The sequence below is a fragment of the Mycolicibacterium monacense genome, from assembly GCF_010731575.1.
Taxonomy (GTDB): Bacteria; Actinomycetota; Actinomycetes; order Mycobacteriales; family Mycobacteriaceae; genus Mycobacterium; species Mycobacterium monacense.
The window spans coordinates 4,820,367-4,845,947 of the sequence record NZ_AP022617.1 but is presented as its reverse complement, the minus strand read 5'-3'; the positions used below and the strand labels follow the sequence as shown (position 1 = coordinate 4,845,947).

At 69.6% G+C, this 25,581-nt stretch carries 26 protein-coding genes; 20 read left to right on the top strand and 6 right to left on the bottom strand.

From position 1 onward, the window contains the following. Nucleotide 1 precedes the first annotated feature (1 nt). The 4 genes from G6N49_RS23135 (at nt 2) to G6N49_RS23120 (ending at nt 3,339) form a co-directional block, all read left to right on the top strand. Nucleotides 2-1,159: a hypothetical protein gene (locus tag G6N49_RS23135; protein WP_011854162.1), complete on the top strand. Its 1,158-nt coding sequence runs from the start codon at nt 2-4 to the stop codon at nt 1,157-1,159. Nucleotides 1,160-1,318: 159 nt separating this feature from the next. Next, the gene (locus G6N49_RS23130) at nt 1,319-2,293 is read left to right on the top strand and encodes an FHA domain-containing protein (protein ID WP_235679569.1); all 975 of its coding nucleotides are present in this window, start codon (nt 1,319-1,321) and stop codon (nt 2,291-2,293) included. A gap of 60 nt (nt 2,294-2,353) precedes the next feature. Further along, a complete protein-coding gene (locus tag G6N49_RS23125; protein WP_011557479.1) occupies nt 2,354-2,863 on the top strand; it encodes a pyridoxamine 5'-phosphate oxidase family protein in 510 nt (169 codons plus the stop codon). Then, nucleotides 2,860-3,339, top strand: a complete 480-nt coding sequence (locus tag G6N49_RS23120; protein WP_011854164.1) for a nitroreductase family deazaflavin-dependent oxidoreductase — start codon at nt 2,860-2,862, stop codon at nt 3,337-3,339. Before G6N49_RS23125 ends, G6N49_RS23120 begins: the two co-directional genes overlap by 4 nt. Here G6N49_RS23120 and G6N49_RS23115 read toward each other — a convergent pair. Genes G6N49_RS23115 through G6N49_RS23105 form a run of 3 tightly spaced genes read right to left on the bottom strand, consistent with a single transcriptional unit; the run spans nt 3,320 to nt 5,014 of the window. After that, a complete protein-coding gene (locus tag G6N49_RS23115; RefSeq protein WP_011557481.1) occupies nt 3,320-4,150 on the bottom strand; it encodes an acyl-CoA thioesterase domain-containing protein in 831 nt (276 codons plus the stop codon). The genes G6N49_RS23120 and G6N49_RS23115 overlap by 20 nt on opposite strands. 51 nt (nt 4,151-4,201) lie before the next feature. Then, nucleotides 4,202-4,507: a GNAT family N-acetyltransferase gene (locus G6N49_RS23110; RefSeq protein ID WP_011557482.1), complete on the bottom strand. Its 306-nt coding sequence runs from the start codon at nt 4,505-4,507 to the stop codon at nt 4,202-4,204. 12 nt (nt 4,508-4,519) lie between these two features. Continuing rightward, nucleotides 4,520-5,014 (bottom strand): EVE domain-containing protein, encoded by a 495-nt coding sequence (locus G6N49_RS23105; RefSeq protein WP_083044502.1) that lies wholly within the window; start codon nt 5,012-5,014, stop codon nt 4,520-4,522. A gap of 126 nt (nt 5,015-5,140) precedes the next feature. Here G6N49_RS23105 and G6N49_RS23100 point away from each other — a divergent pair, with 126 nt between their 5' ends. Next, complete coding sequence (locus tag G6N49_RS23100; protein ID WP_235679568.1) at nt 5,141-5,419, top strand: DivIVA domain-containing protein; 279 nt, start codon at nt 5,141-5,143, stop codon at nt 5,417-5,419. A 133-nt stretch (nt 5,420-5,552) separates the two neighbouring features. Here G6N49_RS23100 and G6N49_RS23095 read toward each other — a convergent pair whose 3' ends face one another. Next, nucleotides 5,553-5,846: a WhiB family transcriptional regulator gene (locus tag G6N49_RS23095; RefSeq protein WP_011557485.1), complete on the bottom strand. Its 294-nt coding sequence runs from the start codon at nt 5,844-5,846 to the stop codon at nt 5,553-5,555. 358 nt (nt 5,847-6,204) lie between these two features. Here G6N49_RS23095 and G6N49_RS23090 point away from each other — a divergent pair, with 358 nt between their 5' ends. Together G6N49_RS23090 and G6N49_RS23085 are read left to right on the top strand one after the other, a co-directional pair. Continuing rightward, the gene (locus G6N49_RS23090; protein ID WP_011854165.1) at nt 6,205-6,936 is read left to right on the top strand and encodes a hypothetical protein; all 732 of its coding nucleotides are present in this window, start codon (nt 6,205-6,207) and stop codon (nt 6,934-6,936) included. Between the two features lie 121 nt (nt 6,937-7,057). Next, nucleotides 7,058-8,008, top strand: coding sequence for a hypothetical protein (locus G6N49_RS23085; protein ID WP_011854166.1), 951 nt, complete (start codon nt 7,058-7,060; stop codon nt 8,006-8,008). A 69-nt stretch (nt 8,009-8,077) separates the two neighbouring features. Here the strand turns inward: G6N49_RS23085 and G6N49_RS23080 are convergent, their stop codons facing one another. Together G6N49_RS23080 and G6N49_RS23075 are read right to left on the bottom strand one after the other, a co-directional pair. Next, nucleotides 8,078-9,109 (bottom strand): MPT63 family protein, encoded by a 1,032-nt coding sequence (locus tag G6N49_RS23080; protein ID WP_011854167.1) that lies wholly within the window; start codon nt 9,107-9,109, stop codon nt 8,078-8,080. Between the two features lie 117 nt (nt 9,110-9,226). After that, the gene (locus G6N49_RS23075) at nt 9,227-10,516 is read right to left on the bottom strand and encodes a MinD/ParA family ATP-binding protein (RefSeq protein ID WP_179967784.1); all 1,290 of its coding nucleotides are present in this window, start codon (nt 10,514-10,516) and stop codon (nt 9,227-9,229) included. A gap of 541 nt (nt 10,517-11,057) precedes the next feature. On the opposite strand from G6N49_RS23075, the gene G6N49_RS23070 reads away from it, so the two are divergent. The 13 genes from G6N49_RS23070 (at nt 11,058) to G6N49_RS23010 (ending at nt 25,576) form a co-directional block, all read left to right on the top strand. Then, nucleotides 11,058-11,906 carry an ESX secretion-associated protein EspG gene (locus G6N49_RS23070; RefSeq protein ID WP_011854168.1) on the top strand — a complete coding sequence of 283 codons (849 nt, stop codon included), beginning with the start codon at nt 11,058-11,060 and terminating at the stop codon, nt 11,904-11,906. A 12-nt stretch (nt 11,907-11,918) separates the two neighbouring features. Next, on the top strand, nt 11,919-12,419 hold the full coding sequence (locus G6N49_RS23065) for a hypothetical protein (RefSeq protein ID WP_011854169.1): 501 nt from the start codon (nt 11,919-11,921) through the stop codon (nt 12,417-12,419). Then, on the top strand, nt 12,412-14,133 hold the full coding sequence (eccA, locus tag G6N49_RS23060) for a type VII secretion AAA-ATPase EccA (protein WP_011854170.1): 1,722 nt from the start codon (nt 12,412-12,414) through the stop codon (nt 14,131-14,133). The genes G6N49_RS23065 and eccA overlap by 8 nt, the downstream gene beginning before the upstream one ends. A gap of 3 nt (nt 14,134-14,136) precedes the next feature. After that, a complete protein-coding gene (gene eccB / locus G6N49_RS23055; RefSeq protein ID WP_011557493.1) occupies nt 14,137-15,612 on the top strand; it encodes a type VII secretion protein EccB in 1,476 nt (491 codons plus the stop codon). A 13-nt stretch (nt 15,613-15,625) separates the two neighbouring features. Further along, a complete protein-coding gene (gene eccCa, locus G6N49_RS23050; RefSeq protein WP_011557494.1) occupies nt 15,626-17,863 on the top strand; it encodes a type VII secretion protein EccCa in 2,238 nt (745 codons plus the stop codon). Continuing rightward, on the top strand, nt 17,860-19,662 hold the full coding sequence (gene eccCb / locus G6N49_RS23045; RefSeq protein ID WP_083044504.1) for a type VII secretion protein EccCb: 1,803 nt from the start codon (nt 17,860-17,862) through the stop codon (nt 19,660-19,662). The genes eccCa and eccCb overlap by 4 nt, the downstream gene beginning before the upstream one ends. A gap of 147 nt (nt 19,663-19,809) precedes the next feature. Then, entirely contained in the window at nt 19,810-20,103 is a 294-nt protein-coding gene (locus G6N49_RS23040; protein ID WP_011557496.1) for a PE family protein, read from the top strand. A gap of 50 nt (nt 20,104-20,153) precedes the next feature. After that, a complete protein-coding gene (locus G6N49_RS23035; RefSeq protein WP_083044505.1) occupies nt 20,154-21,485 on the top strand; it encodes a PPE family protein in 1,332 nt (443 codons plus the stop codon). A gap of 93 nt (nt 21,486-21,578) precedes the next feature. After that, nucleotides 21,579-21,878: a WXG100 family type VII secretion target gene (locus tag G6N49_RS23030; RefSeq protein WP_011557498.1), complete on the top strand. Its 300-nt coding sequence runs from the start codon at nt 21,579-21,581 to the stop codon at nt 21,876-21,878. Nucleotides 21,879-21,908: 30 nt separating this feature from the next. Next, nucleotides 21,909-22,196: a WXG100 family type VII secretion target gene (locus tag G6N49_RS23025; protein WP_011557499.1), complete on the top strand. Its 288-nt coding sequence runs from the start codon at nt 21,909-21,911 to the stop codon at nt 22,194-22,196. A gap of 105 nt (nt 22,197-22,301) precedes the next feature. Then, nucleotides 22,302-23,729 (top strand): MinD/ParA family ATP-binding protein, encoded by a 1,428-nt coding sequence (locus tag G6N49_RS23020; RefSeq protein ID WP_083044506.1) that lies wholly within the window; start codon nt 22,302-22,304, stop codon nt 23,727-23,729. Further along, complete coding sequence (gene eccD, locus G6N49_RS23015) at nt 23,726-25,255, top strand: type VII secretion integral membrane protein EccD (protein ID WP_041924947.1); 1,530 nt, start codon at nt 23,726-23,728, stop codon at nt 25,253-25,255. Before G6N49_RS23020 ends, eccD begins: the two co-directional genes overlap by 4 nt. 9 nt (nt 25,256-25,264) lie before the next feature. Continuing rightward, a complete protein-coding gene (locus G6N49_RS23010; RefSeq protein ID WP_011557502.1) occupies nt 25,265-25,576 on the top strand; it encodes a type VII secretion target in 312 nt (103 codons plus the stop codon). The last annotated feature ends 5 nt before the right edge of the window (nt 25,577-25,581 follow it).

The window sequence follows — 25,581 nt, the reverse complement described above, 5'->3', positions numbered from 1 at the left end:
CGTGACGAAATGCCCGCGGTGCTTTTCGGTGCTGGATCCGAACCAGTACCTGTGGACACTTCCGCCGCACGCCGGCGGGACCCGCTACCGGGACGACCTCGCCTCGTCGTATCTCGGGGCCCCGGCCGATTCGGGCGCGCTCTACACCTGGGCCCGCCCACCCGGCTACACCGGACCGCCGCCACCGCTGTCCGAAGCCAGCCAGGCGCTCCAGGGTCCGGCCGTGGAGATCTGCCTGGCCTGCCACTTCATCCTCCCCGACGACTGGCGCAACGGCCACGCCGTGTGCATCGCGATGGCGGGCGCCCGCGCCACGGGTAAGAGCCTCTACATCGGCGTGCTGGTCAAGCAACTCGAGCTGCTGTGCGAACACCTCGGGGTGTCCATGCAGCCGGCCACCCGGGCGACCGCGGTGGCCTACACGATGAACTACGAGACCCCGCTCTACGTCCAGCGCGGTCTGGTGCCGCCGACCCCGACCGTGCAGACCCAGGCGTCCCATCAACGCGAGCCGCTGATCTACGGGATCGGCGTGTGGCACGGCGTGCGGCGCTACCTGGTGTTGCGTGACGTGGCGGGGGAGGATCTGGAGTCCGGCGATCTGTACACCCCGCCGTTCCGGTTCTTCGCCAACGCCGACGCGGTGTTCTTCATGTTCGACCCGTTGCGTATCAAGGGTATTCGTGACCAGCTCCACGATCTGCTCCCGGCGCAGGCGTTCAGCGGTGGCGATCCGCGCGCGGTGCTGAACAACGTGTTGCACGCCGTCGGGGCCGCGCAGCCGAAGCTCGCGGTGATCGTGTCGAAGTTCGACGCGCTGCGGGTGCTGCGCGACGTCGAGGGCTCCGAGTGGAGCCTGATCATGTCGAACGCGGGGGCGGCGTATCTGCGGGATCCGTCAGACACCCCACAGTACGACGAGTCCGACGGCCAGCTGTTGCACGAAGAGGTGCGCAGCCTGCTCACCCGGTTGCACGGCGGGGCCATCGTCGCGGCGGTGGAGAACCCGTCCACCGGGATGCGGTTGCCCCACCGATATTTCGCGGTCTCCGCGCTCGGTGCGCCCCCGAGCGGGAACCGGTTGCACTCGCGGGGGATCGCGCCGTTCCGGACCGTCGACCCGGTGCGGTGGGTGACCGCACCCTACGGGGTTCTGTGACGGGTCCGTCGATTACGGCCCGGCACCGGACGAACCGCATCCGCCCTGAACGGCCCCGCGATTGGCTAGCATCGCAGAGCGAACTGATCGCGGGGGAGGTCCATGGTGCAGGGCGCTGGCGAAACCGTTCCGGCCCTGCGGATCCGGTGCGGAGACGTCTTGTGCACCGTCACGCCGGGCGACGCGCCGGTCCTGATCGGCCGCGACCTGCTGGCGCAGATCCGTGCCGACGATCCGCGGGTCTCGCCCGTCCACGCCCAGATCGCCGTCGATGGCGACCACTGGGTGATCGGTGATGCCGGCGGCACCACCGGTGTGTTCGTCGACGGCGAGCGCGTGGAATCGGTCGGCGTCCGCGATACGGTGACCGTCCGGTTGGGGCACGCCGAAGGGCTCGTGGTCACCCTGGCCGTCGACCACGCGACCGATCCGGAGGAGATCGAGGCGGGCGTCGCCCGCGCCGGTGCGGCCGTCGAGGACCGTCGCGAAGAGCTCGGATTCACCCGGCGCCGGCTGTCGGCCGAAGGGGTCATCGACCCGCAGACCCTGGCCGACTTCGAGGCAGGCCGGGTGTGGCCGCCCGACGATGCGCGGGCGCGCCTCGAGGTGCACCTCGGGTGGGAGCCGGGCACCATCGCGGCGGTGCGCGCCGGCAGCCCGGCACCCGAGGACGAGAGTACTGAAATCCTTTCCGACACAGTGCAAATGGCGGTGATGGTCGACGCCGCGAGTATCGGACTGGGCAATGTGAAGGCCCGGATCGACCGGGCGCCGGCGCCGCACGATGCGGCGTACGACGAGTATGTCGAGACAGTGCTGTTCGATCTGCGCGGTCTGGAGAAGATGGTGCGCAACGCGGGCAAGACGACCCGGCGTCCGGACGGCGCCGTCGTGCTCAGAGACATCCGCCGCACCTACAACGGCGTGATGACGCGGGCGGCGCAGGCGCCGGGTGCGCCGTTGAGCCGACGGCTCTACGCCGCGCGGCGTTCCGCCGAGCTGACCGTCGAGGAGGCCGCCGATGCGGCCGGGGTGAGCGTCGAGGCCGTCACCGACGCCGAGGACGGCCAGTTCGTCGCCGACGCCGATGCCGCCGCACTCGAAGCCCTGGTACGCCGACTGGCCGCCGGCTGAACAATGCTGAACACGAGGACTCCTGTGACGGCGGCCGCGTCGGCCTGATAGGCATACACCGTGGGCAAGAACGAACGGGCGAAGATCGTGATGTCCGACCCCGAGATCGCCGAATTCATCGACCATAGTCGCACCGCGACGCTGGCCACGCTGCTGCCCAGCGGTCGGCCACATCTTGTGGCGATGTGGTACGCCGTACTCGACGGAGAGATCTGGTTCGAGACGAAGGCCAAATCGCAGAAGGCGGTCAACCTGCGCCGGGATCCGACGGTGACGGTGATGATCGAGGACGGGCTGACCTATAACACGCTGCGCGGGGTCTCCATCGACGGCCGCGCCGAGATCGTCGACTCCGATCCGGATCTGCTTCTGCGCGTGGGGATCAGCGTGTGGGAGCGCTACACCGGGCCCTACAGCGACGATATGAAACCGTTCGTCGACCAGATGATGCACAACCGGATCGCGGTGCGGGTGGTGCCCGAGCGGACACGGAGCTGGGATCACCGCAAGCTCGGGATGCCCGACATGCCGCTGAGCGGCAGCACCGCACAGTATCTGGGCGAGCAGTGACCGCGCCCGATCGGCCCAAGCAGCTGGACTCCCCACTGCTGCCGACGATCTTCAAGTACGTGGGTAAGGCGCACGTGTGGGTGTATCGCCGCACCGGCGGGCGGATCGGGGGCAAGTGGCGCGTCGGCGCCGGGTTCCGTAAACCCGTGCCCACCATGCTGCTCGAACATCGCGGCCGTAAATCGGGCAAGGTCTTCGTCACGCCGCTGCTGTATCTGCGCGACGGCGCCGACGTGGTGATCGTGGCGTCGCAGGGCGGCCGCAAGGAACACCCGCAGTGGTACCGCAACCTGATCGCCGGTCCGGACGTGTTCGCCGAGATCGGTTCCGAACGCCGCCCGGTGAAGGCCGTCGTCGCCGACGCCGAGCAGCGGGCCCGGTTGTGGCCCGCGCTGGTCGAGCTCTACGCCGACTTCGACACCTATCAGAGCTGGACGGAGCGCGAGATCCCGGTCATCATCCTGCAGCCGCGCTGAGCCCCGGTGTGAAACCCGGGTTGGCGAGCGCGGTGACAGTGGCGTTGCCGATCGGACCCCGATGGTCGAACAGGGTCGCCACGCCGGTGGAGACGCCGTCGCAGGCGTGATGGGTGAGCGCCGCGAGGCCCAGGTGCGGGCCGTCGGGCAGCCGACTCAGCGAGACCGTGTAGTCGGCGTTGATGAACGGCAGGCCGGTGGACCCGAAGTTGGTCAGCGAGCTGGCGTAGTCGCCGGCGATCGCCGCCCGGACGAACGGCGTCAGCGTCACCCCGTCGATCAGCGGCGTGATCTCGCGAACCCACACCGATTTCGGACCGCTCTGCTGCCACCCGCTGAGGTCGGCGGTGGGGGTGGAGGGGTCCGCACCGCCGAACACCCACAGCACGGTCGTGCGGGTGCCGATCTCGGTGGGGTCCGGCGGCAGCGGCGGCATGTTCACCGGGCTGGTCCAGGCGTCGTCGGGCGGTTCGGGGCCGCGACGCAGGAGCAGGGCACTCGCCCGGGCGACGACGGTGCCGGCCTGGACCAGTTCGGCGTCGGCGAGCCATAGCCGTCGGCCACGGCGCACCACCGTCGACCGGGTGTGCACCGGCGCCATCGCGACCGGCCGCAACAGGTCGACCGTGAGCCGGGCCGGCGCGACCTCGGGATCGGCGTCGGTATCGCGTTCGACCACGTGCCCGAGGAGCCCGCCGACGTAGGTGCCGCTCACCGTCTCACCCCAGGGGCCACGGGCGATCCCGGTCGGGATGAAGGTGTCCCCCTCGGGGACGAAGAACGCCGGCGCGGAAGGTCGGGTCGTACTCACCGCGCTGACCCTAAACGGTGTGTGCGCCACCTCCGCGGCGGGCGCCTTCGGTCAGTGGCCGACGGGGTCGACGATGTCGGCGTACTCGTCGTGTTTGTCGATGTAGCTCGCGACGAGTTTGCACTCCGGCACGATGCGCTTACCCGCGGACCGCGTCTGGTCCAGCGCCTCCCCGACGAGGATCGTGGCCAGGCCGCGGCCCTCGAACTCACCGTCGACCTCGGTGTGGGTGAACACCCGCTGGCCGTCGCGATCGGTGAACTCTGCGAAGCCGACCGTCTGACCCTCCACGCCGATGGTGAATCGGTCGGCTTCGGCCTTGACGGTGGTGGACGCGCCGGTCTTGTCGGTGGTCACGGGCTCTCCTGATCAGTCGGTGTCGTTCGGCGGTGCTGCCGTCTGTCCGGGTACCCCGCCGGCGGCGTCGCTGACCGTCGATGCCCCGATCAGTTCGGGCGAACGCGTCATCGCCGCCCGGATGGTCTCGAAGTCGTGGTCGTCGATGCGGAACACACCGAAGCGGAATTTGTATCCCCAGCGCTGTTTGTTCTCGATGAAGTCGAGGGCGTCGATGAGGGGGCGGATCGGTGTCTCCGCGCAGTCGAGGAAGTCGACGTTGCGCCGCCACACCTCATCCTCGGTGGACGCCTGATAGGGCTCGTCGTCGACCACCTGACCGATCGCGGTGAACGCCTGCAGCTGAGCGCCGTCGGGATAGGTGACGCGCGGTGAGTAGAAGATGATCCAGTCGCCCCGCGCCATGCGGCGCAGCGCTTGGGGCTTACCGTGGTTCGCCTGCGTGAAACGCCCGCGAACAGCACGTTCGACGTGGTCGCGGCTCACTGTGTTGATCCAGTTCGTCATGCGTCGACGCTAAGCGCCGGTCCCGACAGGTGGTGGGCATGATCCACAGGGCCTGTGGACAGGCGGCGCATTGGGGATGGGCGAAGCGCCGCACGGACAAGATCGGTCCGTCTACGATCGCAGTCGATGAGCGAACCCTCCGGCGGGTTGACCGCTGACGCCGTCCGCAGCGCCACCTTCTCGAAACCCCCGTTTGGTAAGCGGGGCTACGACCCCAAATCGGTCCGGGACTTCCTGGCGCTGACGGCGCGCCGCCTCGAGGGCCGCGGCCATCTCTGCGCCGCCGACGTCCGGTCGATCAGATTCCCCAAGCCGCCGCTCGGCCGTCGGGGCTATCACGACGGGGAGGTCGACGAGTACATGGTGACGGTGGCTGCGGCGATCGCCGCGCTCGACGGTCAGTGAGAAGTTGAGGACGGTGCCGCCATGGCGCCTCTCGGCGAGTGGTCGCTCGAAGCGACTGTTCTGTGGTGGGGCCCGGGGCATGCCCGGCACCGTCGCATGATGTAACCGCGGGCCCCGCCTCGGTATTCCGGCGTCACGCGGACTCGGGAAACACCCGGCGGATCGCCCGGACGGGGTAACCGTTGCGCTCGGCCAGCGAACGAAGTTGTTTGAGTGCGAAGGTGCGGCCGCGGCCGGCCTCCGGGATGACGATCCCGGCCCACAAACCCTCGGCGCGGGGGAGTTCGACCGCGTCGCGCGCGCACATCCAGCGGCGCGGGCAGCCCCGGCAGATGGCCTTCGCCTCTTCGTCGGCAGTCGTCGTCCAACGTTCCGGATCGCGAGTGCAGGCGCCGACCGGGACCTCCAGAAATGTCACGTTGCTCATGGGTTACTCCTTAGGACAAGCCGTGCGGGTCAGCGCCCCGCGTTGCGGTGAAATCTATAGCAAGAACCGTAGCGATGCAACGGTTAGTGGTGCTGACACTCGCGCAGTGCTCGGCCACCGAGGCAACCGAATCCCACTAAGTGGCATTGAAGTGCAGTGATACCGAGCGGACGTGGCGGTGGTGCAACGGTTCGGCGGACGGCAAACGAAGCATTTCGCCCGTCGAAGCGCAGCGAAAGGTGTAGCTTCGATACGGATTCGTGGGCAGATCGCGAACCCGAGTCATAGCGGTAGCGGTTCCCGCGGTTAGTATTGCGGCACCGAGCCGTCGTCGAGCCAGCGAGGATGAGCGCCGTCCATGACCAACGCGGAGTCGATCGACGAGGCGACCGGGGTCCTCGACCCCGGGGTGGCGCGCGCCGGTGCGGCCGCGGCGGCGCGGCGCCGCGAGCTCGACATCAGCCAGCGCAGCCTGGCTGCCGACGGCATCATCAACGCCGGCGCGCTGATCGCCTTCGAGAAGGGCCGCAGTTGGCCCCGCGAGCGCACCCGGGCAAAGTTGGAAGAGGTGTTGCGCTGGCCCACGGGGACCATCGCCAAGCTGCGTCGAGGTGAACCGACGGCGACGGTTCCCGCGGTTCCCGCAGCGGCCGACGGCGCCGAGGCACCGCTCATCGCCCAGGCCGTCGAGGCCGCGGTCCACACGCTCGGCGCGACCGCGGACGTCCTGCCCGCCCTCGACGATCGCGAGTTCACGCCACGGGTCACCACGATCCTGTCCGACCTGCGCCAACTCGAGGCCGTGGCCGCCCGCGCGGCCCGGATCGGGAAGGTCACCCCGGCTCTGATCAAGGCGCTCAGCGCGGTCCGCGGGCGCATCGACGAACTGACGATGCTCGCCGCCACCGCCCCGAACGCCACCCTGGGACAGCGGTTGTACGCCGTCCGCCGACGCGCCAATCTGACGATCAGCGAGACGGCGCAGGCCGCCGGGGTCCCCGACGACGACATCGCGGGAGCGGAAGCCGAACGACCGATCTCGGCGGAGTCGGCGGCGGCGATCGAGGCATTGATCGGTGTGCTCAAGTGACGGGCGTGGCGCATCGGCACCGCCGCCGAGCGGCGCGGCCTACTACGCTTCCATGGGTACGTTTCCGAGTTCGCCCGAGCGGGGGTTGCGAAGTGACGACGAGGTTCGTGGAGGTCCGGACATGACATGGCCGCCTCCGCCCCCGTCCTCGGACCCCTGGGCCACCGGACCCGCCCCCGATTCGGATGCCGACCGCGATGACGGTGCGCCCGCGGCCGATCCGGTCGCCGAACCGCTGTGGGAGCCGCTCGCCGACCCGGTCGCTGACTCCGGTCCCGACGAGCTCTCCGAACCCGTCGAGCAACCCGTCGAGCCACCCACAGCCCGGCCCGTCGACCAGCCCATCGTCCATCCGGAAGCCGCGACACCCGTCCCGCAGGGCGAATTCGTCCCGCCGCCTGCCCCGGCATCCGAACCGCCCCCACCCGACGGCGGTTGGTCCGCTGCCGGGTACGGCGCTCCGCCGCCGGTGGTGCCCAGGGCGCAGGTTGCGCCGCCGCAGCAGAAGAAGCCGGTGTGGCTGATCGCCGCCGCGGTGCTGGGCGTGGTGGTCTTCGGTGTCGTGGTGTGGCTGCTCGTACCGTCCGGCGACGGCGGCAGCACGGCCGCCTCCCCGACGACGCCCTCACCGACCCGCACCGCAGACCCACGAGCCGAGGCCGACCTGCGCGGCCTGCTACCGCGCGGCTACGCCGCCGACGCATGCGAGATGCGGACCCCGCCCGAGGGGGCGCTCGCCGAGGCAGCCTGTGGCGCGAACCTCGACCCCGGCGGCCCGCCGTCGGCGACCTACACCATCACGGCCGACGACACCGCGCTGGACGCCGCGTTCAACGACGTCGTCGAGGCCTCGTCGATCGTCACCTGCCCGGGCAACATCCAGTCGCCCGGACCGTGGCGGCGCAACGCCACGCCGCAGAAGGTCAGCGGCGTGCTGTTCTGCGGACTGCAGGCCGACCGCCCGGTGGTGGCGTGGACCAACACCGACGAGGCGCTCGTCGCGGTGGTGAAGTCCGGACCGCGTGGTCCCGGCCTGGATCAGCTCTACACCTGGTGGAGTTCACACTCCTGAACGCACAGGCGGGGCTGACCGCGGCTCACGCCGCAGCAGCCCCGCCGATGTGATCGCGGAGACAGTGCGTCAGGGCACCGGCACCGGGGTGGGAGTCGGGGTCGGGACACCCTGGCCGTGCGGCACGGGCGCCTGATCGCCGGTGCTCACCGGCACCGGTGCGGGACCGCTGCTCGCGGGCTGCGGCGCCGGCTGGGCCGGAACGGCCGGAGCTGCCGGAGCGGGTGCAGGTGCGCCCGGGGCCAGTGCCGGGGTGCCCGCGCTGGTGGCCGGCAGTGGGGTGCCTGAGCTACCCGCCGGCAGCGGGGTGCCCGAACTGGTGGCCGGCAACGGTGTGCCCGAGCTACCCGCCGGCAGCGGGGTGCCCGAACTGGTGGCCGGCAGCGGGGTGCCCGAGCTGCCCGCCGGGAGCGGCGTGCCGGAGCTGCCGGCGGGAGCCGGGACGAGTTCGGTGCTGGCGGGCGCGGCGCCCGGCGTGCCCGGCTCGACGGCTTCGGCGGCAGGCGGGCTCGCCTCCGAACCCTGGGGCGTGGCCTGCGGCGTCGCCGACGTGGCGCTTCCCGACGGCGAGGAGCTCGACCGCGGGGTCGACGACGACGTGCTCGACGGAGGCGGCTGCACCCACAGCAGCAAGTCCTGACCACCGTCGTTGTAGACGACGCTGTCCGGCTGGGCGCCGGTGACGTCGAAGTACAGCTTGCCGGTGGTCTCCTGCCCCTGGCCGAGCGTGGAAGGGTTGACGCCCTGCGCGGTGGCGACCTGCCACAGCGCGCGGTAGGTCTCACCGTTCCTCGCCCTGGCGTTGAAGTTCGACACGATCGGCGTCGCCGCGCCCTGGATCGCCTCGTCGGTGGCGGTCGCCTCCCACAGCGTCCCGCGCACCGCGTAGGGGATGGTGTCGGTGCTGGCCTTCAGATCGGTCACGGTCCAGCCCTGTACGACCGATCCGTTGACCAGATCCGCCTGCTGGCCGATCTCGTGGACGGCCGGGCCCGCCGGCGCACCCGACTCCGCCCCGGCGATCGGTGCGGCGATGACCGCACCGGCAGCCGCGACGGCTGCCGCCGCGGCGGTTGCTGCGAAAACAGTGGTGATCTTCAACGTGGTTCACTCCTGAGTCGTCCTACGGCCGACTCCCCCGATCCTGGAGGCGGTCCCGCTAGCGAACCTAGCAAATGATGACGTTGCTGGGCACCCCCGGTGGGCAGGTCGAAGGCGTCAGCCGCGTTCCCGGGATCGGTCGTCGGTCGACGGGAAGTGGTCGGCGAGCGCCGCCGCCAGTTCGAGGAACTTCCGCCGCGCCGCGGGCGACATCTCACGTGTTCCGCTGATGACGCCGCCGGGCCGCAGGTGCCCGTCGAACGGGATCTCGATGACCCGCTGACCGTGTCCGGCGAACTGCTGCGCCAGGATCGACCGGGTCCGTTTGTCGGCGTGGCCGTCAGAGTCGTTGAGTACCACCACAGTTCGTTGCAGCAGCCCGGTCATGCCGCGGGCCGCCAGCCAGTCGAGCGTCTGCCCGGCGGCAGCCGCACCGTCCACCCACGGCGAGGAGACGACGATCAACGCGTCGAGATCGCGCAGGACCTCCTGGGTGACGGGCGAGTCCATGGTGGAACTGCAGTCCACGATCGAGATGGAGAAGTAGCGGTCCAGCCGTGAGGCGGCCTCACGGTAGATCGCCGGATCGAGCACTCTGCGACGGGCCGGCGACCCCTCTCCGGCGAGCACGAACAATCCGGCGGCGTTGTTGCCGACGCGGCTGCGCACATCGGCGAACGATTCGAGATGCTGATCGGACGCGAGCTCCCAGTAACTTCCCTGCGCATTCGGATCCACCCGGCTGCCCAATTTGCCGAACGCGGTGTCGGCGTCGATCGCGACCACGCGATCGTCCTGCCGGAGTTCGGCGAACACCGAGCCGATGCTGGCCGACACCGTCGTCTTGCCGACGCCGCCCTTACCCATCACACCGACCTTGTAGTGCCCGCGGAGCACACCCCGGACCTTGTTCTCGAGCTCGAGCTGACGCAGCTCCTCGGGCGACTGACCGGGGTTGATCCGACCGAAGCTCAGGCGGTAGACCCACCGGCGCCAACCATGTGCCGGTGGGGTGCGGCGCGGCGGTACCAGCTCGTCGACCCGGATCCAGTCGGCATAGGACCCTGGTTGGGCCATCGGACCGCCGGGACCGTAACTCTCGGGACCGTAACCCTCGGGGGGCCGACTCTGTTGCGGCGGCGTCCCCGCCGGCGGCAGCGGTCCGCGGGCGGGCTGCCAGCCGGGCGGCTGACCCCAGTTGGTGGGTTGCGGACGCGGCGGAGCGGGCGGCGGTCCGGGCCGCGACTGCTGAGGGTCGCGGAAGCTGGTGCGCCGCTCCGGGTCGGGCACGGGCGGCGGGGGCGGGGTCGCGCGCAGTCCCGAGGGCCCGGTGTCCGGTTCGAAGTCCTCATCCTCCTGGCCGGTCCAGCCGAGCTCTCTGCGCAGGGCGTCATCGCGGTCGGTCACTACGGTCTCCTCCGGAGGTCAGGCGAGACGGACGTCGACCCAGTATCGACCAAGCGGCTCGCGATTCGCGCGGCCCCGGCCACCGAGCGACATCAGCAAAGTTATGGCGCACGAACGCCCACCGCGCTGCCGCAGCGGGACCCCGCCGGATGTGGTTGCGACCGCGAACGCCGGATATGTCCGACCGGATTTGCGTGGCGGACGCCGCCACGGTGCGAGCCACCCCCGGCGTGGCGGTCTGAGTGTTCGCTGAGGAATCCGTGAGACGGAGGTGAACGGCAGAAGTGGCAGGCGTTGTATATTGCTGATCTTGCGGTAGACGCGCCGGCAGATGCGATGGCCCGGCCTGGAAAATCGTGCGCTGGAGGTGCCTGGTGCGCTGGTACGCTCACTTGCGGCGAAGGGACGCCGAACCTGGTGTTTCGCCGACGCTGTTGCGGGATGCGGCAAATGTCCGAACAATCCAGGGCAGAATCCGCCGCGCGCCTGGCGCGATGAGAGTTGGGGGTCCGATGGGTGATCTGCGGGTCGGGGCAGTCCGATGATGGCCGGCGCACCGGCCGCATCCAGCGGCACCCATTACGACGACGTCGTCGCCGTCGAGGTCACGATCGACGGGATGCTCGTCATCGCCGACCGCATGAGCGCGTCGGACTTCCCGCCTTCGCTCGGCATCCGCCTCAACATCCCGCAGCCGGATCTCCGCAAGATCGTGTGGGACCAGGTGGCCCGCGATCTCACCGAGCAGGGCGTACTGAACTTCTACGGTGATCCGCACCCCGAGGTCGCCGCGATGGTCGACACCCTGAGCCGGTCGGACCGGGTCCTCGAAGGCCGGTGGTGGCGGCGCGACCTCGGCGGCAAGATGGTCCGCTTCGTGGTGTGCCGCAAAGGTGATCGCCACGTCGTCGCCGCCAGGGACGACGAGATGCTGGTGCTGCAGCGCATCGCCCCGCAGATCGGCCTCGCCAACATGGTGACGACGGTGCTGGGCACCGCACCGCCCGCGGACGTGGAACCGCTGACGGGGGTGGCCGCCAAACTCGCCCAATGCCGGACGGCCAACGAACTCCAGGCCTACGGGATAGCCCTGACATCAGCGCGCGCCTACGCCGACATCATCAGCGAGCCGGCGAGCTGGGTGGAGCTCACCGCCACCGAACGCCACCCGGGCGGCACCCAGACCACGACGGACGTGGCCGCCGGTGTACTCGACTCCCCGCACGGCCGCATCGTGTCGATCCCCCGCCGGGTCAGCGGTGAGCTCTACGGCAGCTTCCTGCCCGGGACCCAGGAGAACCTGCAGCGCGCGCTCGACGGGCTGGTCGACTTCCTCCCGTCGAAGACGTGGTTCGACCACAGCGACGCCGACGCCTTCCACGGGGAGTGAGCGGAACCCTCCATGGCGGGTGACTTTTCGACGCGCGACCCCGATGACGACGCCGACGACCTGTCGGCGCTCGACTTCTACCGGCCGGTGCCCGTCGAGGACGACGGTGAGGTGGACGGCGGGGACCTCGCCGCGCTCGACGCGTTCGCCGGGTACGGACTGTCCGACGAGCCCGAGCCCGAACCGCTGTTCACGGTGACCAATCCACCTGGCACCGTCACCGTCACCAGCTACCTCGACGGCCGGGTCCAGCACATCGACCTGTCACCGCGGGCGGTGCACATGTCCGAAACCGAACTCGCGGAGGAGATCGTGGTGATCGCGGGACTGGCCGCACAGGACGCCAAGTCGGCGCAGTACGAGTTCATGCTCGACGGGATGCGCGAACAGGGCCACGACGACCCCGCGACCCGCGACTTCCTGCAGCGCGACCTCGAACTGCCCACCCCCGAAGAGGCCCGAGCGCACCGCGCCGAGGTCTTCACCACCAGGTATGCAGGTAGCCATGAGTGATCACCTGGCCAGCCTGTTCGGCAGTGCGGTCGGCATGCTGCCCAACGCCCCCGCCCGTTCCTACGAGCTGTTCACCGACATCACCAACTACGACGAAACCGCCTGCGACGCCTGGGTGGGACGGATCCGCTGCGGCGACATGGACCGGGTGACGCTGTTCCGGGCGTGGTACTCGCGCGGCAACTTCGGACAACTCGCCGGCGCCGCCGAGATCTCGATGAACACCCTCGCCGCACGCATCCCGATCGGCGGCCTGTTCGGGGAGATCACCTACCCGATCACCTCGCCGCTGGCCATCACGATGGGCTTCGCGGTGAACGAGGCGAAGGAAGGGAACTTCACCGACGCCATGGAGGCGCTCGAGAACGTTCCGCCCGGCGGCGCGGACCACCTCATCGCGTGGGTGAAGACCGTCGTCTACGGCGCGGCCGAACGCTGGACCGACGTGATCGACCAGGTGCGCGGCGCCAACTCCTGGCCGGACAAGTTTCTCGCCGCCGCCGCCGGGGTGGCCCACGGTGTGGCCGCGGCGAACCTCGGACTGTTCACCGAGGCCGAACGGCGACTGACGGAGATGAACAGCTCACCCGCCGGTCAGGCCTGCGCCCAGACCATCGCCTGGTACCTGGCGATGACCTACCGCAGCCAGGGCAACGAAGAGGGCGCGCGAGCGCTGCTGGAGTGGCTGCAGGCCACCCATCCCGAGCCGAAGGTGACTGCGGTCCTTCGCGATCCGTCGTACCGATTGGTCACCACCACCGCGGAGAAAATCGCCGCCCGCACCGATCCGTGGGATCCGGCCAGCGCCGTGGCCGACACCTCCGGTCGGGAGCGGCTGCTCGAGGAGGCTCAGGCCGAACTCGACCGGCAGATCGGGCTGAGCCGGGTCAAGGAACAGATCGAGGCCTACCGTGCCGCCACCCAGATGGCCAAGATCCGGGCGGCCCGCGGGATGAAGGTCGCGCAGACCTCGAAGCACATGATCTTCGCCGGCCCGCCCGGCACCGGTAAGACGACCATCGCCCGCGTGGTGGCGAACATCCTCGCCGGGCTGGGGGTGATCTCCGAACCCAAGCTCGTCGAGACCTCGCGCAAGGATTTCGTCGCCGAATACGAAGGCCAGTCGGCGGTCAAGACCGCCCGCACGATCGACCGCGCGGTCGGCGGGGTGCTGTTCATCGACGAGGCCTACACGTTGGTTCAGGAGCGCGACGGCCGCGCCGACCCGTTCGGCACCGAAGCCCTCGACACGCTGCTGGCCCGCATGGAGAACGACCGGGACCGACTGGTGGTGATCATCGCCGGCTACAGCGCCGACATCGATCGGCTGCTCGAAACAAACGACGGCCTGCGGTCGCGCTTCGCCACCCGCATCGAGTTCGACTCGTACTCTCCCGACGAGATCGTCGAGATCGCGAAAGTCATTGCCGCCGCCAATGACTCGTCGGTGAACGAGGATGCCGCCAAACTCGTGCTCGAGGCGGCGACGCTGCTCGGGCAGCGCACCCTGGGCGGGAAGCCGGCGCTGGACATCGCCGGCAACGGTCGTTACGCCCGGCAGCTGGTGGAGGCCGGTGAGCAGAGCCGTGACATGCGGTTGGCCCGGTCCCTGGACTTCGACAGCCTCGGGGTCGAGCAATTGAGCGAAATCAACGGCGAGGACATGGCGTCGGCGATCGCCGCCGTGCATTCCCGCCTGAACATCAGCGGGTGAGGTATGGCGAGTTTCCGGCTTACCACCAAGGTGCAGGTCAGCGGTTGGCGCTTCCTGCTGCGCCGGGTCGAGCACGCGATCGTGCGCCGCGACACCCGGATGTTCGACGATCCGCTGCAGTTCTACAGCCGCGCGGTGGGCGCGGGCATCATCATCGCGGTGCTGATCTGTCTCGGCGCGGCGCTGATGGCGTACTTCAAACCGCTGGGCAAGCGCGGCGGTGACCAGCTGCTCGTCGACCGCAGCACCAACCAGCTCTATGTGGTGATGCCTGGCGGCGGGGAACTGAGGCCGGTGTACAACCTCACCTCGGCGCGGCTGGTCCTCGGCAACCCCGGAACCCCGGTCGCGGTGAAATCCGAAGAGCTGAACCGGATGTCGAAGGGACAACCGATCGGCATCCCCGGCGCGCCCTATGCGACGCCGGTCTCCGGTGCGGCCGAGTCGATGTGGACCCTGTGCGACACCGTCACCAAACCGGAGAGCGTGGTCCCGAGGGTGGAGACGTCGGTCCTGGTGCGCCCGCTGGTGGTCGACTCGACCGTCGGTCCGCTGCGTCCGGACCAGGGCATGCTGGTGTCGTTCAAGGGTGCCAACTGGTTGGTGACCGAGGGTGGCCGACACTCGATCGACCTGGCCGACCGTGCGGTGACGTCGGCCGTCGGGATCCCGGTGACGGCCAGGGCGACCCCGATCTCCGAGGGGCTGTTCAACGCCCTGCCGAACGCCGGGCCATGGCAACTGCCCCAGGTGGCCCGCGCCGGTGAACCCAATACCGTTGGGCTGCCTGCGAATCTGGTGATCGGCTCGGTGTTCGAGACGGTGACCGAATCCGACGATCAGCAGCACTACGTCGTGCTGGCCGACGGGGTGGCCCGCGTCAACGACCCGACCGCCGCAGCGCTGCGCGCCACCAACTCCTACGGTCTGATCGAGCCGCCGATGGTGGAAGCCAGTGTGGTGGCGCGGATTCCGGAGCAGGTCTACGTCTCACCGCTGCCCGACAAGGCACTCGACATCCTGCTGCGCCAGGACGATCCGACGCTGTGCTGGTCGTGGCAGCGCGTCGCAGGCGATCAGGCGCCCCGGACGACGGTCATCGCCGGCCGGCGACTGCCGATCGCCGCGTCGGCGTTGAACACCGGCATCCGGCAGATCACCGGCGACTCCACCGTGTACATCGACGGCGGGCAGTTCATCCGGTTGCAGTCACCGGATCCGCGGTACGGCGAGAGCCTCTACTACATCGACCCGCAGGGCGTGCGCTACGGCGTCTCCGACGAGGAGACCGCCAAGAATCTCGGCCTGGTCGGACCGTTGACCGCGCCGTGGCAGGTGGTCAGCCTGCTCGTCGACGGGCCGGTGCTGTCGAAGCAGGCCGCACTGCTCGAACACGACACCCTGCCCGCGAACCCCAACCCGCGCAAGGTCGGCGAGGACGGTCCGGTGGCGGGCGCCCGACCGGGAGGCAGCCGATGACTGGAGTCGCTGGATGACCACGAAGAAGTTCACCCCGATCATCAAACGGGGTCCTCGGCTGACCCCAGGCGAGATCACCGTCACCCCACCCGATGATCTGGGCGTGGAGATCCCGCCGTCGGGTATTCAGCGCGCGCTGCCGTGGGTGATGGGCGGCTGCATGCTCGGGATGATCTCGATCATGATCTTCACCGGCGTCCGGCAGCTCTCGCCCTACATGCTGATGATGCCGCTGATGATGGTGATGGCCACGGTCGGCTTCATGGCCGGCGGCGGGTCGGGCGCCAAGCGGGTGCCCGAGATCAACGCCGACCGCAAGGAATACCTGCGGTACCTGTCGGGTCTGCGCACTCGCGTCACGTCGTCGGCCGCCGCGCAGGTGACGTTCTTCAACTACCACGCACCGCATCCCGAGGATCTGCTGTCGATCATCGGCACGAACCGCCAGTGGTCGCGTCAGGCCAACAGCGAGTTCTTCGCCGCGACGCGGATCGGTCTGGGTTCCGAACCGGCGGTGGACCGGCTGCTCAAACCCTCCATCGGAGACGTCAACGGGCTCGCCGGTCCGCAGGCCGCCCCGCAACCGCACCTCGAACCGGTCAGCCACATGTGGGTGACCAAGTTCCTGCGCACCCACGGCCTCATCCACGACTGTCCGAAACTGCTTCAGCTGCGGTCGTTTCCGACCATCGCGATCGGCGGTGACCCCGACGGCTCCGCCGCCCTGCTGGCGGCGATGATCTGCCACCTCGCGGTCTTCCATCCACCGGATCTGCTCCAGCTGCGGGTGCTCACCGACAACCCGGAGGACCCGAACTGGAGCTGGCTCAAATGGCTTCCGCACGTTCAGCACCAGAGCGACGTCGACGCCGCCGGACCCACCCGCATGGTGTTCACCCGGCCGGACGGGTTGAGCGATCTCACCGCGCGCGGACCGCACACCGCCGATTCGGCGCCCAGCGGCCCGTACGTCGTCGTGGTCGACCTCACCGGTGGCCGCGCCGGATTCCCGGCCGACGGCCGCGCCGGGGTCACGGTGCTCACGCTCGGCAACCACAACGGCTCGGCCTACCGGATCCGGGTCGCGGCCGACGGCACCGCCGACGACCGGATGCCGAACTCGTCCTTCCGGCTGGTCACCAACAGCAGCGACCGGCTCACCCCCGGCCAGGCCGGCCGCATCGCCCGCAAGCTCGCGGGCTGGTCCATCACCGGCGCGATCATCGACAAGAACGTGCGGGTGCAGAAGAAGGTCGCCACCGAGTGGCACCAGCTCGTCGGCGCCCAGACCGTGGAAGAGGTGACCCCGGCGCGCTGGCGGATGTTCGCCGACACCGACCGCGACCGGCTGAAGATCCCGTTCGGGCACGAGCTGCGGACCGGCGACATCATGTATCTCGACATCAAGGAGGGCGCGGAGTTCGGCGCGGGCCCGCACGGGATGCTGATCGGCACCACCGGTTCGGGTAAGTCGGAATTCCTTCGGACGCTGATCCTCTCGCTCGCGGCGACCCACCATCCCGATCAGGTGAACCTGCTGCTGACCGACTTCAAGGGCGGGTCGACCTTCCTCGGCATGGAGAAACTGCCGCACACCGCGGCGGTGGTGACCAACATGGAAGAGGAAGCCGAACTCGTCAGCCGCATGGGTGAGGTGCTCACCGGCGAACTGGACCGGCGGCAGTCGATCCTGCGGCAGGCCGGTATGCAGGTCGGGGCCGCGGGCGCGCTGTCCGGTGTGGCGGAGTACGAGAAGCACCGCGAACGCGGCGCCGACCTGCCGCCGCTGCCGACACTGTTCGTCGTCGTCGACGAATTCGCCGAACTGCTGCAGAACCACCCGGACTTCATCGCGCTGTTCGACCGCATCTGCCGGGTGGGCCGCTCACTGCGGGTGCATCTGCTGCTGGCCACCCAGTCGCTGAACACCGGCGGGGTGCGCATCGACAAGCTCGAGCCGAACCTCACGTATCGAATCGCTTTGCGCACCACCAGCTCCGCGGAGTCCAAGGCGGTGATCGGGACGCCGGAGGCGCAGTACATCACCAACAAGGAGAGCGGTGTCGGCTTCCTGCGCGTCGGCATGGAGGACCCGGTGAAGTTCCAGAGCGTCTACACCGGCAACCCCTACGTCCCGGCGACGACGGTCCAGGAGGACGGTGAGGTCAAACCCCGCCAGTCCACCCGCAACCGGGTGCGGATCCACAAGTTCACCGCGACCCCGATCTTCGATACGGCGGTGACGTCATGACGGCGTCGAGGCAGGCCGCCGAACAGAAGGTCCTTCGCGAGGTCGTCCTCGATCAGCTCACGACGGGCGAGATCCGCGCCTACCGGATGTGGCTGCCGCCCCTGACCGATCCCACGCCGGTCGACGAACTCGTCGAACGCGACCATCAGCGCCGGCCGCTGCGGTTCGGGCTGGGCATCATGGACGAACCCCGCAGGCACCGCCAGGACATCTGGGGTGTCGACGTGTCCGCCGCGGGCGGCAACATCGCGATCGGCGGGGCACCGCAGACCGGTAAGTCGACGTTCCTGCAGACGTTGATCCTGTCGGCGGCGGCCACCCACTCCCCGCGCGACGTGCAGTTCTACTGCGTCGACCTCGGCGGCGGCGGTCTGATGTACCTCGAGGATCTGCCGCACGTCGGCGGCGTCGCCACCCGTGCCGAACCGGACCGTGTCAACCGCGTGGTCGCCGAGGTGAAAGCCGTTCAGCGGCAACGAGAGCGGACCTTCAAGGAGTTGCGGGTCGGGTCGATCGCGGGCTACCGGCAGATGCGGGAGGATCCGAACAACCCGGCCGCCGCCGATCCGTTCGGCGACGTCTTCCTGGTGATCGACGGGTGGCCGGCGTTCGTCGCGGAGTTCCCCGACCTCGAACCGGTCGTCCAGGACCTGGCCGGTCAGGGCCTCGCGTTCGGGGTGCACGTGATCATCTCGACGCCGCGCTGGACCGAGTTGAAGTCACGCGTCCGCGACTACCTCGGCACCAAGATCGAGTTCCGGCTCGGCGATGTGAACGAGACGCAGATCGACCGCATCACCCGCGAGATCCCGGCGAACCGGCCGGGCCGGGCGATCTCGATGGAGAAGCACCATCTGATGATGGGCGTGCCACGCCTCGACGGGCAGCACAGCGCGGCCAACCTCGTCCCGGCGATCACGTCGGCCGTCGCCCAGATCGCCGCCCGGCACACGGTCCGGGCGCCGCAGGTGCGGGTGCTGCCGGAACGGGTCCATCTCGACGAACTCGACCCCAACCCGCCGGGACCCGACGCCGACTACCGCACGCGGTGGCGCATTCCGCTGGGTGTGCGGGAATCCGATCTCAGCGTCGCCTACAACGAGATGCAGATGACGCCGCATCTGTTGATCTTCGGTGCGCCCAAGTCCGGCAAAACGACGATCGCCCACGCGGTGGCGCAGGCGATCTGCCGCCGCAACAGTCCCCAGCAAGTGCGGTTCATGCTGGCCGACTATCGGTCGGCGTTGCTGGACGCGGTGCCCCAGAGCCACCTTCTCGACGCAGGCGCGGTCAACCGCAATCACGCATCGCTCGAGGCGGCAATCAAGGCGTTGGCGACCAACCTGCAGAAGCGACTGCCGCCGCCGGACCTCACCACGGCCCAGTTGCGGTCGCGGTCGTGGTGGAGCGGACCCGACGTGGTGCTGCTGGTCGACGACTGGCACATGATCGTCGCGGCGTCCGGCATGGTGCCGCCGATGGCACCGCTGGCCCCACTGCTTCCCGCGGCCGCCGACATCGGCCTGCACATCATCGTGACCTGCCAGATGAGCCAGGCGCATCGGGCCACCATGGACAAGTTCGTGGGGGCGGCGTACGGCGCCGGGACCCCGACGCTGTTCCTGTCCGGGGAGAAGACGGAGTTCCCCTCGAGCGAGATCAAACTGCGGAAACGGCCGCCTGGCCAGGCGCTTCTGGTGTCGCCGGACGGTAAGGAGGTGGTCCAGGCCGCCTACGTTGACCCCCCGGCCGATCCACTGGAAGAAGAAGTGTTAGCACCACCCCCACACGGCGGTTAGTATCTAACGAGAGCTTCACAGCAACGTTGGTGGTAAACCGCCAGCAAATAAGTCGGGGGATGAGTCCGGAGACGACGGGGTAGGTATGCCCGAGCCGTTCACCATCGCTTGTCCTGCAATTGGGGAACCAGTAAAGGAGATGCGCAAATGCAACCTCTCGAGCACAATCCGGGCGCGGCGGGCATCGGTGGTCAGGTCGTCGCAAATGGTGCGCGGGGTCTGGCCGGTGGTACGGCGGCGACCGCGGCGGTGACCGCGCTGGTCCCGGCCGGCGCCGACGAGGTGTCGGCGATGGCCGCCGCCACCTTCGCCGCCGAGGGTGCCGAAACCCTGGCGCTCAACACCTTCGCGCAGGAGGAGCTGTCCCGCGCGGGCGCGGCGTTCACGGAGATCTCCGGTATCTACGCCGCCGTCGACGCCGCCAACGCCAGCACCTTCTGAGCGGCGCGGCAGATTCCCCAGCGGATCCCTAGCGGAGCCACCCACACACCATGGCACTGACGGGCATACCCCTTCCACCGACCTGGACGGCGCTGCCGCCCGAGGTCAACACCGGCCGGCTGATGGCCGGAGCCGGTCCCGCGCCGATGCTGCAGGCCGCGGCCGGGTGGGAGGCGCTCGCCGTGCTGTTGGAGACCCAGGCCGACGAACTCGCCGCGAGCCTGGCGAACCTGTCGTCGATGTGGACGGGCACCGCGAGTGAACGGGCCGTGGCCGCGACCATGCCGATGGTCCTCTGGTTGCGGACCACGTCGGCGCAGGCCATGAAGCGGGCGCTGCAGGCGGCCAACCAGGCAAACTCCTACACCCTTGCAATGGCAACTACTCCGCCGTTGCCGGAGATCGAACAGAACCACATCACGCACGCGGTCCTCGAGGCGACGAACTTCCTGGGCGTCAACACCGTGCCGATCGGGGTGAACGAGTTCGACTACTTCGTCCGGATGTGGAACCAGGCCGCCGGGGCGATGGACGTGTACCAGGCCGAGACCCAGATGAACCTTCTGTTCGAACCGATTCCGCCGATGACGCCGATCGTCATCCCCGGCGTCGGCGAGAGCACCGGCGCCGCCGCGGTGGCCCAGGCGGGCGCCCGCGCCCCGATGGGGGTGGCCCGCAACGGGCTCATCGCCAAGGCCAGCGCCACCGCCAAGATGGAGTCCGTCGGCCTCAACGCCGGCCGGGCGATGGCCCAGGGCAACATGGCCGCGCAACGCGCGCAGGGTGCGGTGCAGAAGGGGGAGCAGGCCGCACACCAGCAGCCGCAGGACCAGGTTATGCAGCAGGGCGTCCAGATGGGTGTGCAGATGGCCGGCCAGGTGGGTTCCATGGTCGCGCAGGTACCGCAGCAGTTCGGCCAGATGGTGCAGACCCCGATGCAGATGCTGACCCAACCGCTGCAGCAGGTGTCGTCGATCTTCGGTCAGATGGGCGGCGGTCTCGGCGGCGAGAAGGCCCAGATCGGCCTCATCGGTGCCGCACCGTTCTCCAACCATCCGCTCGCGGGTGGTTCCGGTGTGAGCTCGGGTGCGGGTCTGGTCCGGGCGGCGTCGCTGCCCGGCGCCGGGGGGACCGCGGCGCGCACACCGCTGATGGCCAACCTCGTCGGCGACAAGATGGCGGCCGCACCCGTGCCCGTCGGGGCCGGCGCGGCGGCCGGAGCCACCGTCGGCGGTCTGGCGCCCGTCGGCGGCGCGGGCGGTGGGATGGGCCCGATGGGGATGGCCGGACAGGGCGCCAAGGGCGGCGGTTCGAAGCCGGGGCTGACCGCACCCGCACCACTCGTCCACGACCTGGACGAGGACGACGGCGACGACTGGTGAGTCGCCGCAGGAACACAGACTTCCCGGTCACCTGACCGGAAGACTCGCCATTTCCCGTGGTGAGGACACAGGAAAAGAAGGAATGTATCCACAATGGCAATGAATACCGATATTGCTGTCCTCGCCAAGGAGGCCGGCAACTTCGAGCGGATCTCGGGCGAACTGCAGGGCGTGATGCGGTCGGTGGACGCCACCGCCAACAGCCTGCTCCCGCAGTGGCGCGGTCAGGCCGGCGAGGCGGCGCAGGCGGCGCTGCTGCGCTACCAGGAGGCCGCTCAGGCGCAGATCCAGACGCTGACCGAGATCTCCTCGAACATCCACACCTCGGGCACCCAGTACGGCTCGACCGACGAGGATCAGGCCGGCACGCTCGCGTCGTCCATGAATCTCTGACCACTCACAGACCAACTCAAGGAGAAATCAATGTCGGAACAGGTATGGAACTTCGCGGGCATCGAGGGCGGCGCAGGCGAGATCAACGGCGCGGTCAGCACGACCCAGGGTCTGCTCGACGAGGGCAAGGCCTCGCTCGGCGCGCTGGCGGCGGTGTGGGGCGGTTCGGGTTCGGAGGCCTACCAGGCCGTCCAGGCCCGCTGGGACAACACCTCGGCAGAGCTCAACGCGGCCCTGCAGAACCTCGCCCAGACCATCAGCGAGGCCGGCTCCACCATGGCTCAGACCGAAGCCGGCGTCACCGGAATGTTCGCCTGACCCACAGCTGCATGAAGGTGGGCGGGGCCGGCCGGCGCTCACGGCACCGGCCGAACTCGCCCACCTCCTGCGCTACGGCGCAAACCCACCATCGAGAGGCACCCCATGTCGGCCGACTATGACCGGCTCTTCCACTCCCCAGACGCCGCTCAGACGCCCGACGAGGCGACCGTGCACGTCGACCGCGACGCCCTGATGCAGGGCACCGCCCCGGCGCCGGCGCCTGCCGGCGGCTCGAACAACGCCGACGGCGCCGCGCCGCCGCCGCTGCCGATCACCCCTCCGCGCACCCAGGCCGCACCCGCGCCGCCACCGCGGCACGCCGAGATCACCACCCAGATGCCGCCCACCACGCAGGCGCCGACATCCCAGGGTCCGGTGCCGCAGCGGCCCCCCAACGGCATGATGCGCACCCCCCAGACCAACCTGCCCGGCGGCGCCCGCTTCGAGGCGCCGCGCCAGGCGAGCGCCCCGGCCCCGCGCCCCGCGCCTGCGCCACCCCCGTCGGCGCATTTCGCCGAGGCCCCGCCGGCCGAGGTGGCCTGGCCGCAAAGTCAGCCTCCCGCGCAGCCGGCGCCGACGTCCGCGGCGGCGATGGGCAACCACCGCGCCATCGATGCGCTGTCGCACGTCGGGGTGAAGTCCGCGGTCAAGATGCCGTCGCAACGGGGCTGGCGCCACGTGCTGTACCTGCTCACCCGGATCAACCTGGGCCTGTCGCCGGACGAGATGTACGAGATGGATCTGCACGCACGGATCCGGCGCAACGCCCGCGACTCGTACCAGATCGGCGTCCTCGGTCTCAAGGGCGGCGTGGGCAAGACCGCCGTCACCGTGGCGCTGGGATCGACGCTGGCCAAGGTGCGCGGTGACCGGATCCTGGCCATCGACGCCGACCCCGACGCGGGCAACCTCGCCGACCGGGCCGGCCGGCAGTCCGCGGCAACGATCGCCGACCTGCTGTCGGACAAGGAACTTGACCGCTACAACGACATCCGCGCCTACACGAGCATGAACGGCGCGAACCTCGAGGTGCTGTCCTCGGAGGAGTACAGCCAGGCCCGCCGCGAGTTCAATGACGACGACTGGAAGGGTGCGACGGATGTCGTGTCCCGGTACTACAACCTGGTGCTCGCCGACTGCGGGGCCGGTCTGTTCCAGCCCGCCTCGAGGGCGGTGCTGTCCACGGTGTCCGGGCTGGTGATCGTCGCCAGCGCATCGATCGACGGGGCCCGTCAGGCCGCGGTGACGATGGACTGGATGCGCCAGAACGGCTACCAGGACCTGCTGGGCCGGTCCTGCGTCGTCATCAACCACGTGGTGCCGGGCAAACCCAATATCGATGTCGACGATCTTGTTCAGCAATTCGAGCGACACGTGGCGCCCGGGCGTGTCATCGTGCTGCCGTGGGACAAGCACATCGCGGCGGGCACGGAGATCCAGCTCGACCTGCTCGACAAGGTCTTCCAGCGGCGGATCACCGAGTTGGCGGCCGCCTTGTCTGACGATTTCGACAGGCTCGAACGGCGTTGACCACCACCGCCGCGGCATCCACCACCTCGAGCGTCACGCCCGGGCGGCCGTCGACCACCCGGGTGACGATCCTGACCGGCCGGCGTATGACGGATCTCGTACTGCCCGCGGCGGCCCCCGTCGAGACCTACATCGACGAGACCGTCGCGGTGCTCGCCGAGATCCTGGAGGACACCCCCAAGGATGTGCTGGCGGGCTTCGACTTCACCGCGCAGGGGGTGTGGGCGTTCGCGCGTCCCGGGGCGCCGCCACTGAAGGCCGACGAGTCCCTCGACGACGCCGGGGTGGTCGACGGGTCGTTGCTGACGCTGGTCTCGGTGAGCCGGACGGAACGCTACCGTCCGCTGGTCGAGGACGTGATCGACGCGATCGCGGTGCTCGACGAATCCCCGGAGTTCGACCGCGCCGCGCTCAACCGCTTCGTCGGTGTGTCGATACCCCTTGTCTCCGTTGCGATCACGCTGATGTCCTTGGTCTCGTGGGACCGCACCGGGCAGAGCCTGTGGTGGGCGCTGGCGCTGGCCGTGCTCGGCCTCGGACTGCTCGGCGGCAGCCTGCTGGCGCAGAACCGCTACGCCAACCTGAACATGGCCGAAAGCCTGCTGATCGCCTCGATTCCGGCGCTCGCCGGAGGTGCGGCGCTGGCCGTGCCGCTGCCCAACGGCGTCGGATCGCTGGGTGCGCCGCAGCTGGCGGGCGCGGGCGCCGTGGTGTTGCTGCTGACATTGGCGACCAGGGGCGGGCCCCGGAAGCGGGCCGAGGTCGCGGCCTTCCTGGCGATCGCCACGGCGGCGCTGACGGCGGCCGCGGTGGGGTACGGATACGGGTGGCAGTACTGGGTGCCCGCGGGTGCGGTCGCATTCGGCCTGATCGTGCTGACCAACGCGGCGAAGCTGACCGTGGCGGTCGCCCGCATCGCCCTGCCGCCGATCCCCGCACCCGGTGAGACCGTCACCAACGACGAACTGCTCGATCCGGTCACTTCGCGCGAAGGCGTCGACGAGGAATCGCCGACATGGCAGGCCATCATCGCCTCGGTGCCCGAATCGGCCGCCCGCCTGCAGGAACGCAGCGTGCTGGCCAAGAAGCTGCTGATCGGCTTCCTCACGGCGGGCGCGCTCATCCTCGCGGTCGGGGCGATCGCGGTGGTGGTGCAGGGTCACTTCTTCGTCCACAGCCTGATCGTGGCCGGACTGGTCGCCGCGATCTGCGGCTTCCGCTCCCGGTTGTACGCCGAGCGCTGGTGCGCGTGGGCGCTGCTTGCGGTGACCGTGATCGTGCCGACGGGTGTGATGGTCAGGCTGTGCCAGTGGTATCCCGACGACGCGTGGTTGGTGCTGGCGATCTACACCGCACTGGGCGCGGTGGCGTTGGTCGTCATCGGTGCCACCGACGGGGTGCGTCGCGTGTCGCCGGTGACCAAACGGATCCTCGAACTGGTCGACGGCGCGGCGATCGCGGCGGTCATCCCGCTGCTGCTGTGGATCGCCAGCGTGTACGACGTGCTGCGCAACCTGCGTTTCTGAGGGGGACCGGTGAGTGGTGAAGTGCTGCAGGTGAATCCGCCCGCGCTGGCCGGCGCCGGGACGGCGTTCGGGCAGGCCGCCTCGGGGGTCGCCGGCCTGCACGCCGACGCTCCGCTGGGTGAGGCGGCGAGGGCGGTGGCGGCATTGCAGACCGCGGCGGCGTGCCGGCAGGCGCAGGCCGACATCGGTGCGCTCACCGCTGCGGCGGCCGCCGCGGCCGACGAGTACGGCGAGAACCTGCGAAGCGCCGCCGCCCGATACGAGTCCGTCGACCAGGCCGGCCGCGACGCCATCGAGCAGGTCGCGCTAGCCGGCGGCTGATCCGC

Coding starts and splice junctions, on each gene's coding strand:
- G6N49_RS23095 (WP_011557485.1), bottom strand. CDS start 5,846: ATGAGCAACGTGACATTTCTGGAGGTCCCGGTCGGCGCCTGCACTCGC.
- G6N49_RS23090 (WP_011854165.1), top strand. CDS start 6,205: ATGACCAACGCGGAGTCGATCGACGAGGCGACCGGGGTCCTCGACCCC.
- eccCa (WP_011557494.1), top strand. CDS start 15,626: ATGACCACGAAGAAGTTCACCCCGATCATCAAACGGGGTCCTCGGCTG.
- G6N49_RS23040 (WP_011557496.1), top strand. CDS start 19,810: ATGCAACCTCTCGAGCACAATCCGGGCGCGGCGGGCATCGGTGGTCAG.
- G6N49_RS23020 (WP_083044506.1), top strand. CDS start 22,302: ATGTCGGCCGACTATGACCGGCTCTTCCACTCCCCAGACGCCGCTCAG.
- G6N49_RS23035 (WP_083044505.1), top strand. CDS start 20,154: ATGGCACTGACGGGCATACCCCTTCCACCGACCTGGACGGCGCTGCCG.
- G6N49_RS23025 (WP_011557499.1), top strand. CDS start 21,909: ATGTCGGAACAGGTATGGAACTTCGCGGGCATCGAGGGCGGCGCAGGC.
- G6N49_RS23065 (WP_011854169.1), top strand. CDS start 11,919: ATGGCGGGTGACTTTTCGACGCGCGACCCCGATGACGACGCCGACGAC.
- eccB (WP_011557493.1), top strand. CDS start 14,137: ATGGCGAGTTTCCGGCTTACCACCAAGGTGCAGGTCAGCGGTTGGCGC.
- eccCb (WP_083044504.1), top strand. CDS start 17,860: ATGACGGCGTCGAGGCAGGCCGCCGAACAGAAGGTCCTTCGCGAGGTC.
- G6N49_RS23105 (WP_083044502.1), bottom strand. CDS start 5,014: ATGACGAACTGGATCAACACAGTGAGCCGCGACCACGTCGAACGTGCT.
- G6N49_RS23030 (WP_011557498.1), top strand. CDS start 21,579: ATGGCAATGAATACCGATATTGCTGTCCTCGCCAAGGAGGCCGGCAAC.
- eccA (WP_011854170.1), top strand. CDS start 12,412: ATGAGTGATCACCTGGCCAGCCTGTTCGGCAGTGCGGTCGGCATGCTG.
- G6N49_RS23100 (WP_235679568.1), top strand. CDS start 5,141: ATGAGCGAACCCTCCGGCGGGTTGACCGCTGACGCCGTCCGCAGCGCC.
- G6N49_RS23070 (WP_011854168.1), top strand. CDS start 11,058: ATGATGGCCGGCGCACCGGCCGCATCCAGCGGCACCCATTACGACGAC.
- G6N49_RS23085 (WP_011854166.1), top strand. CDS start 7,058: ATGACATGGCCGCCTCCGCCCCCGTCCTCGGACCCCTGGGCCACCGGA.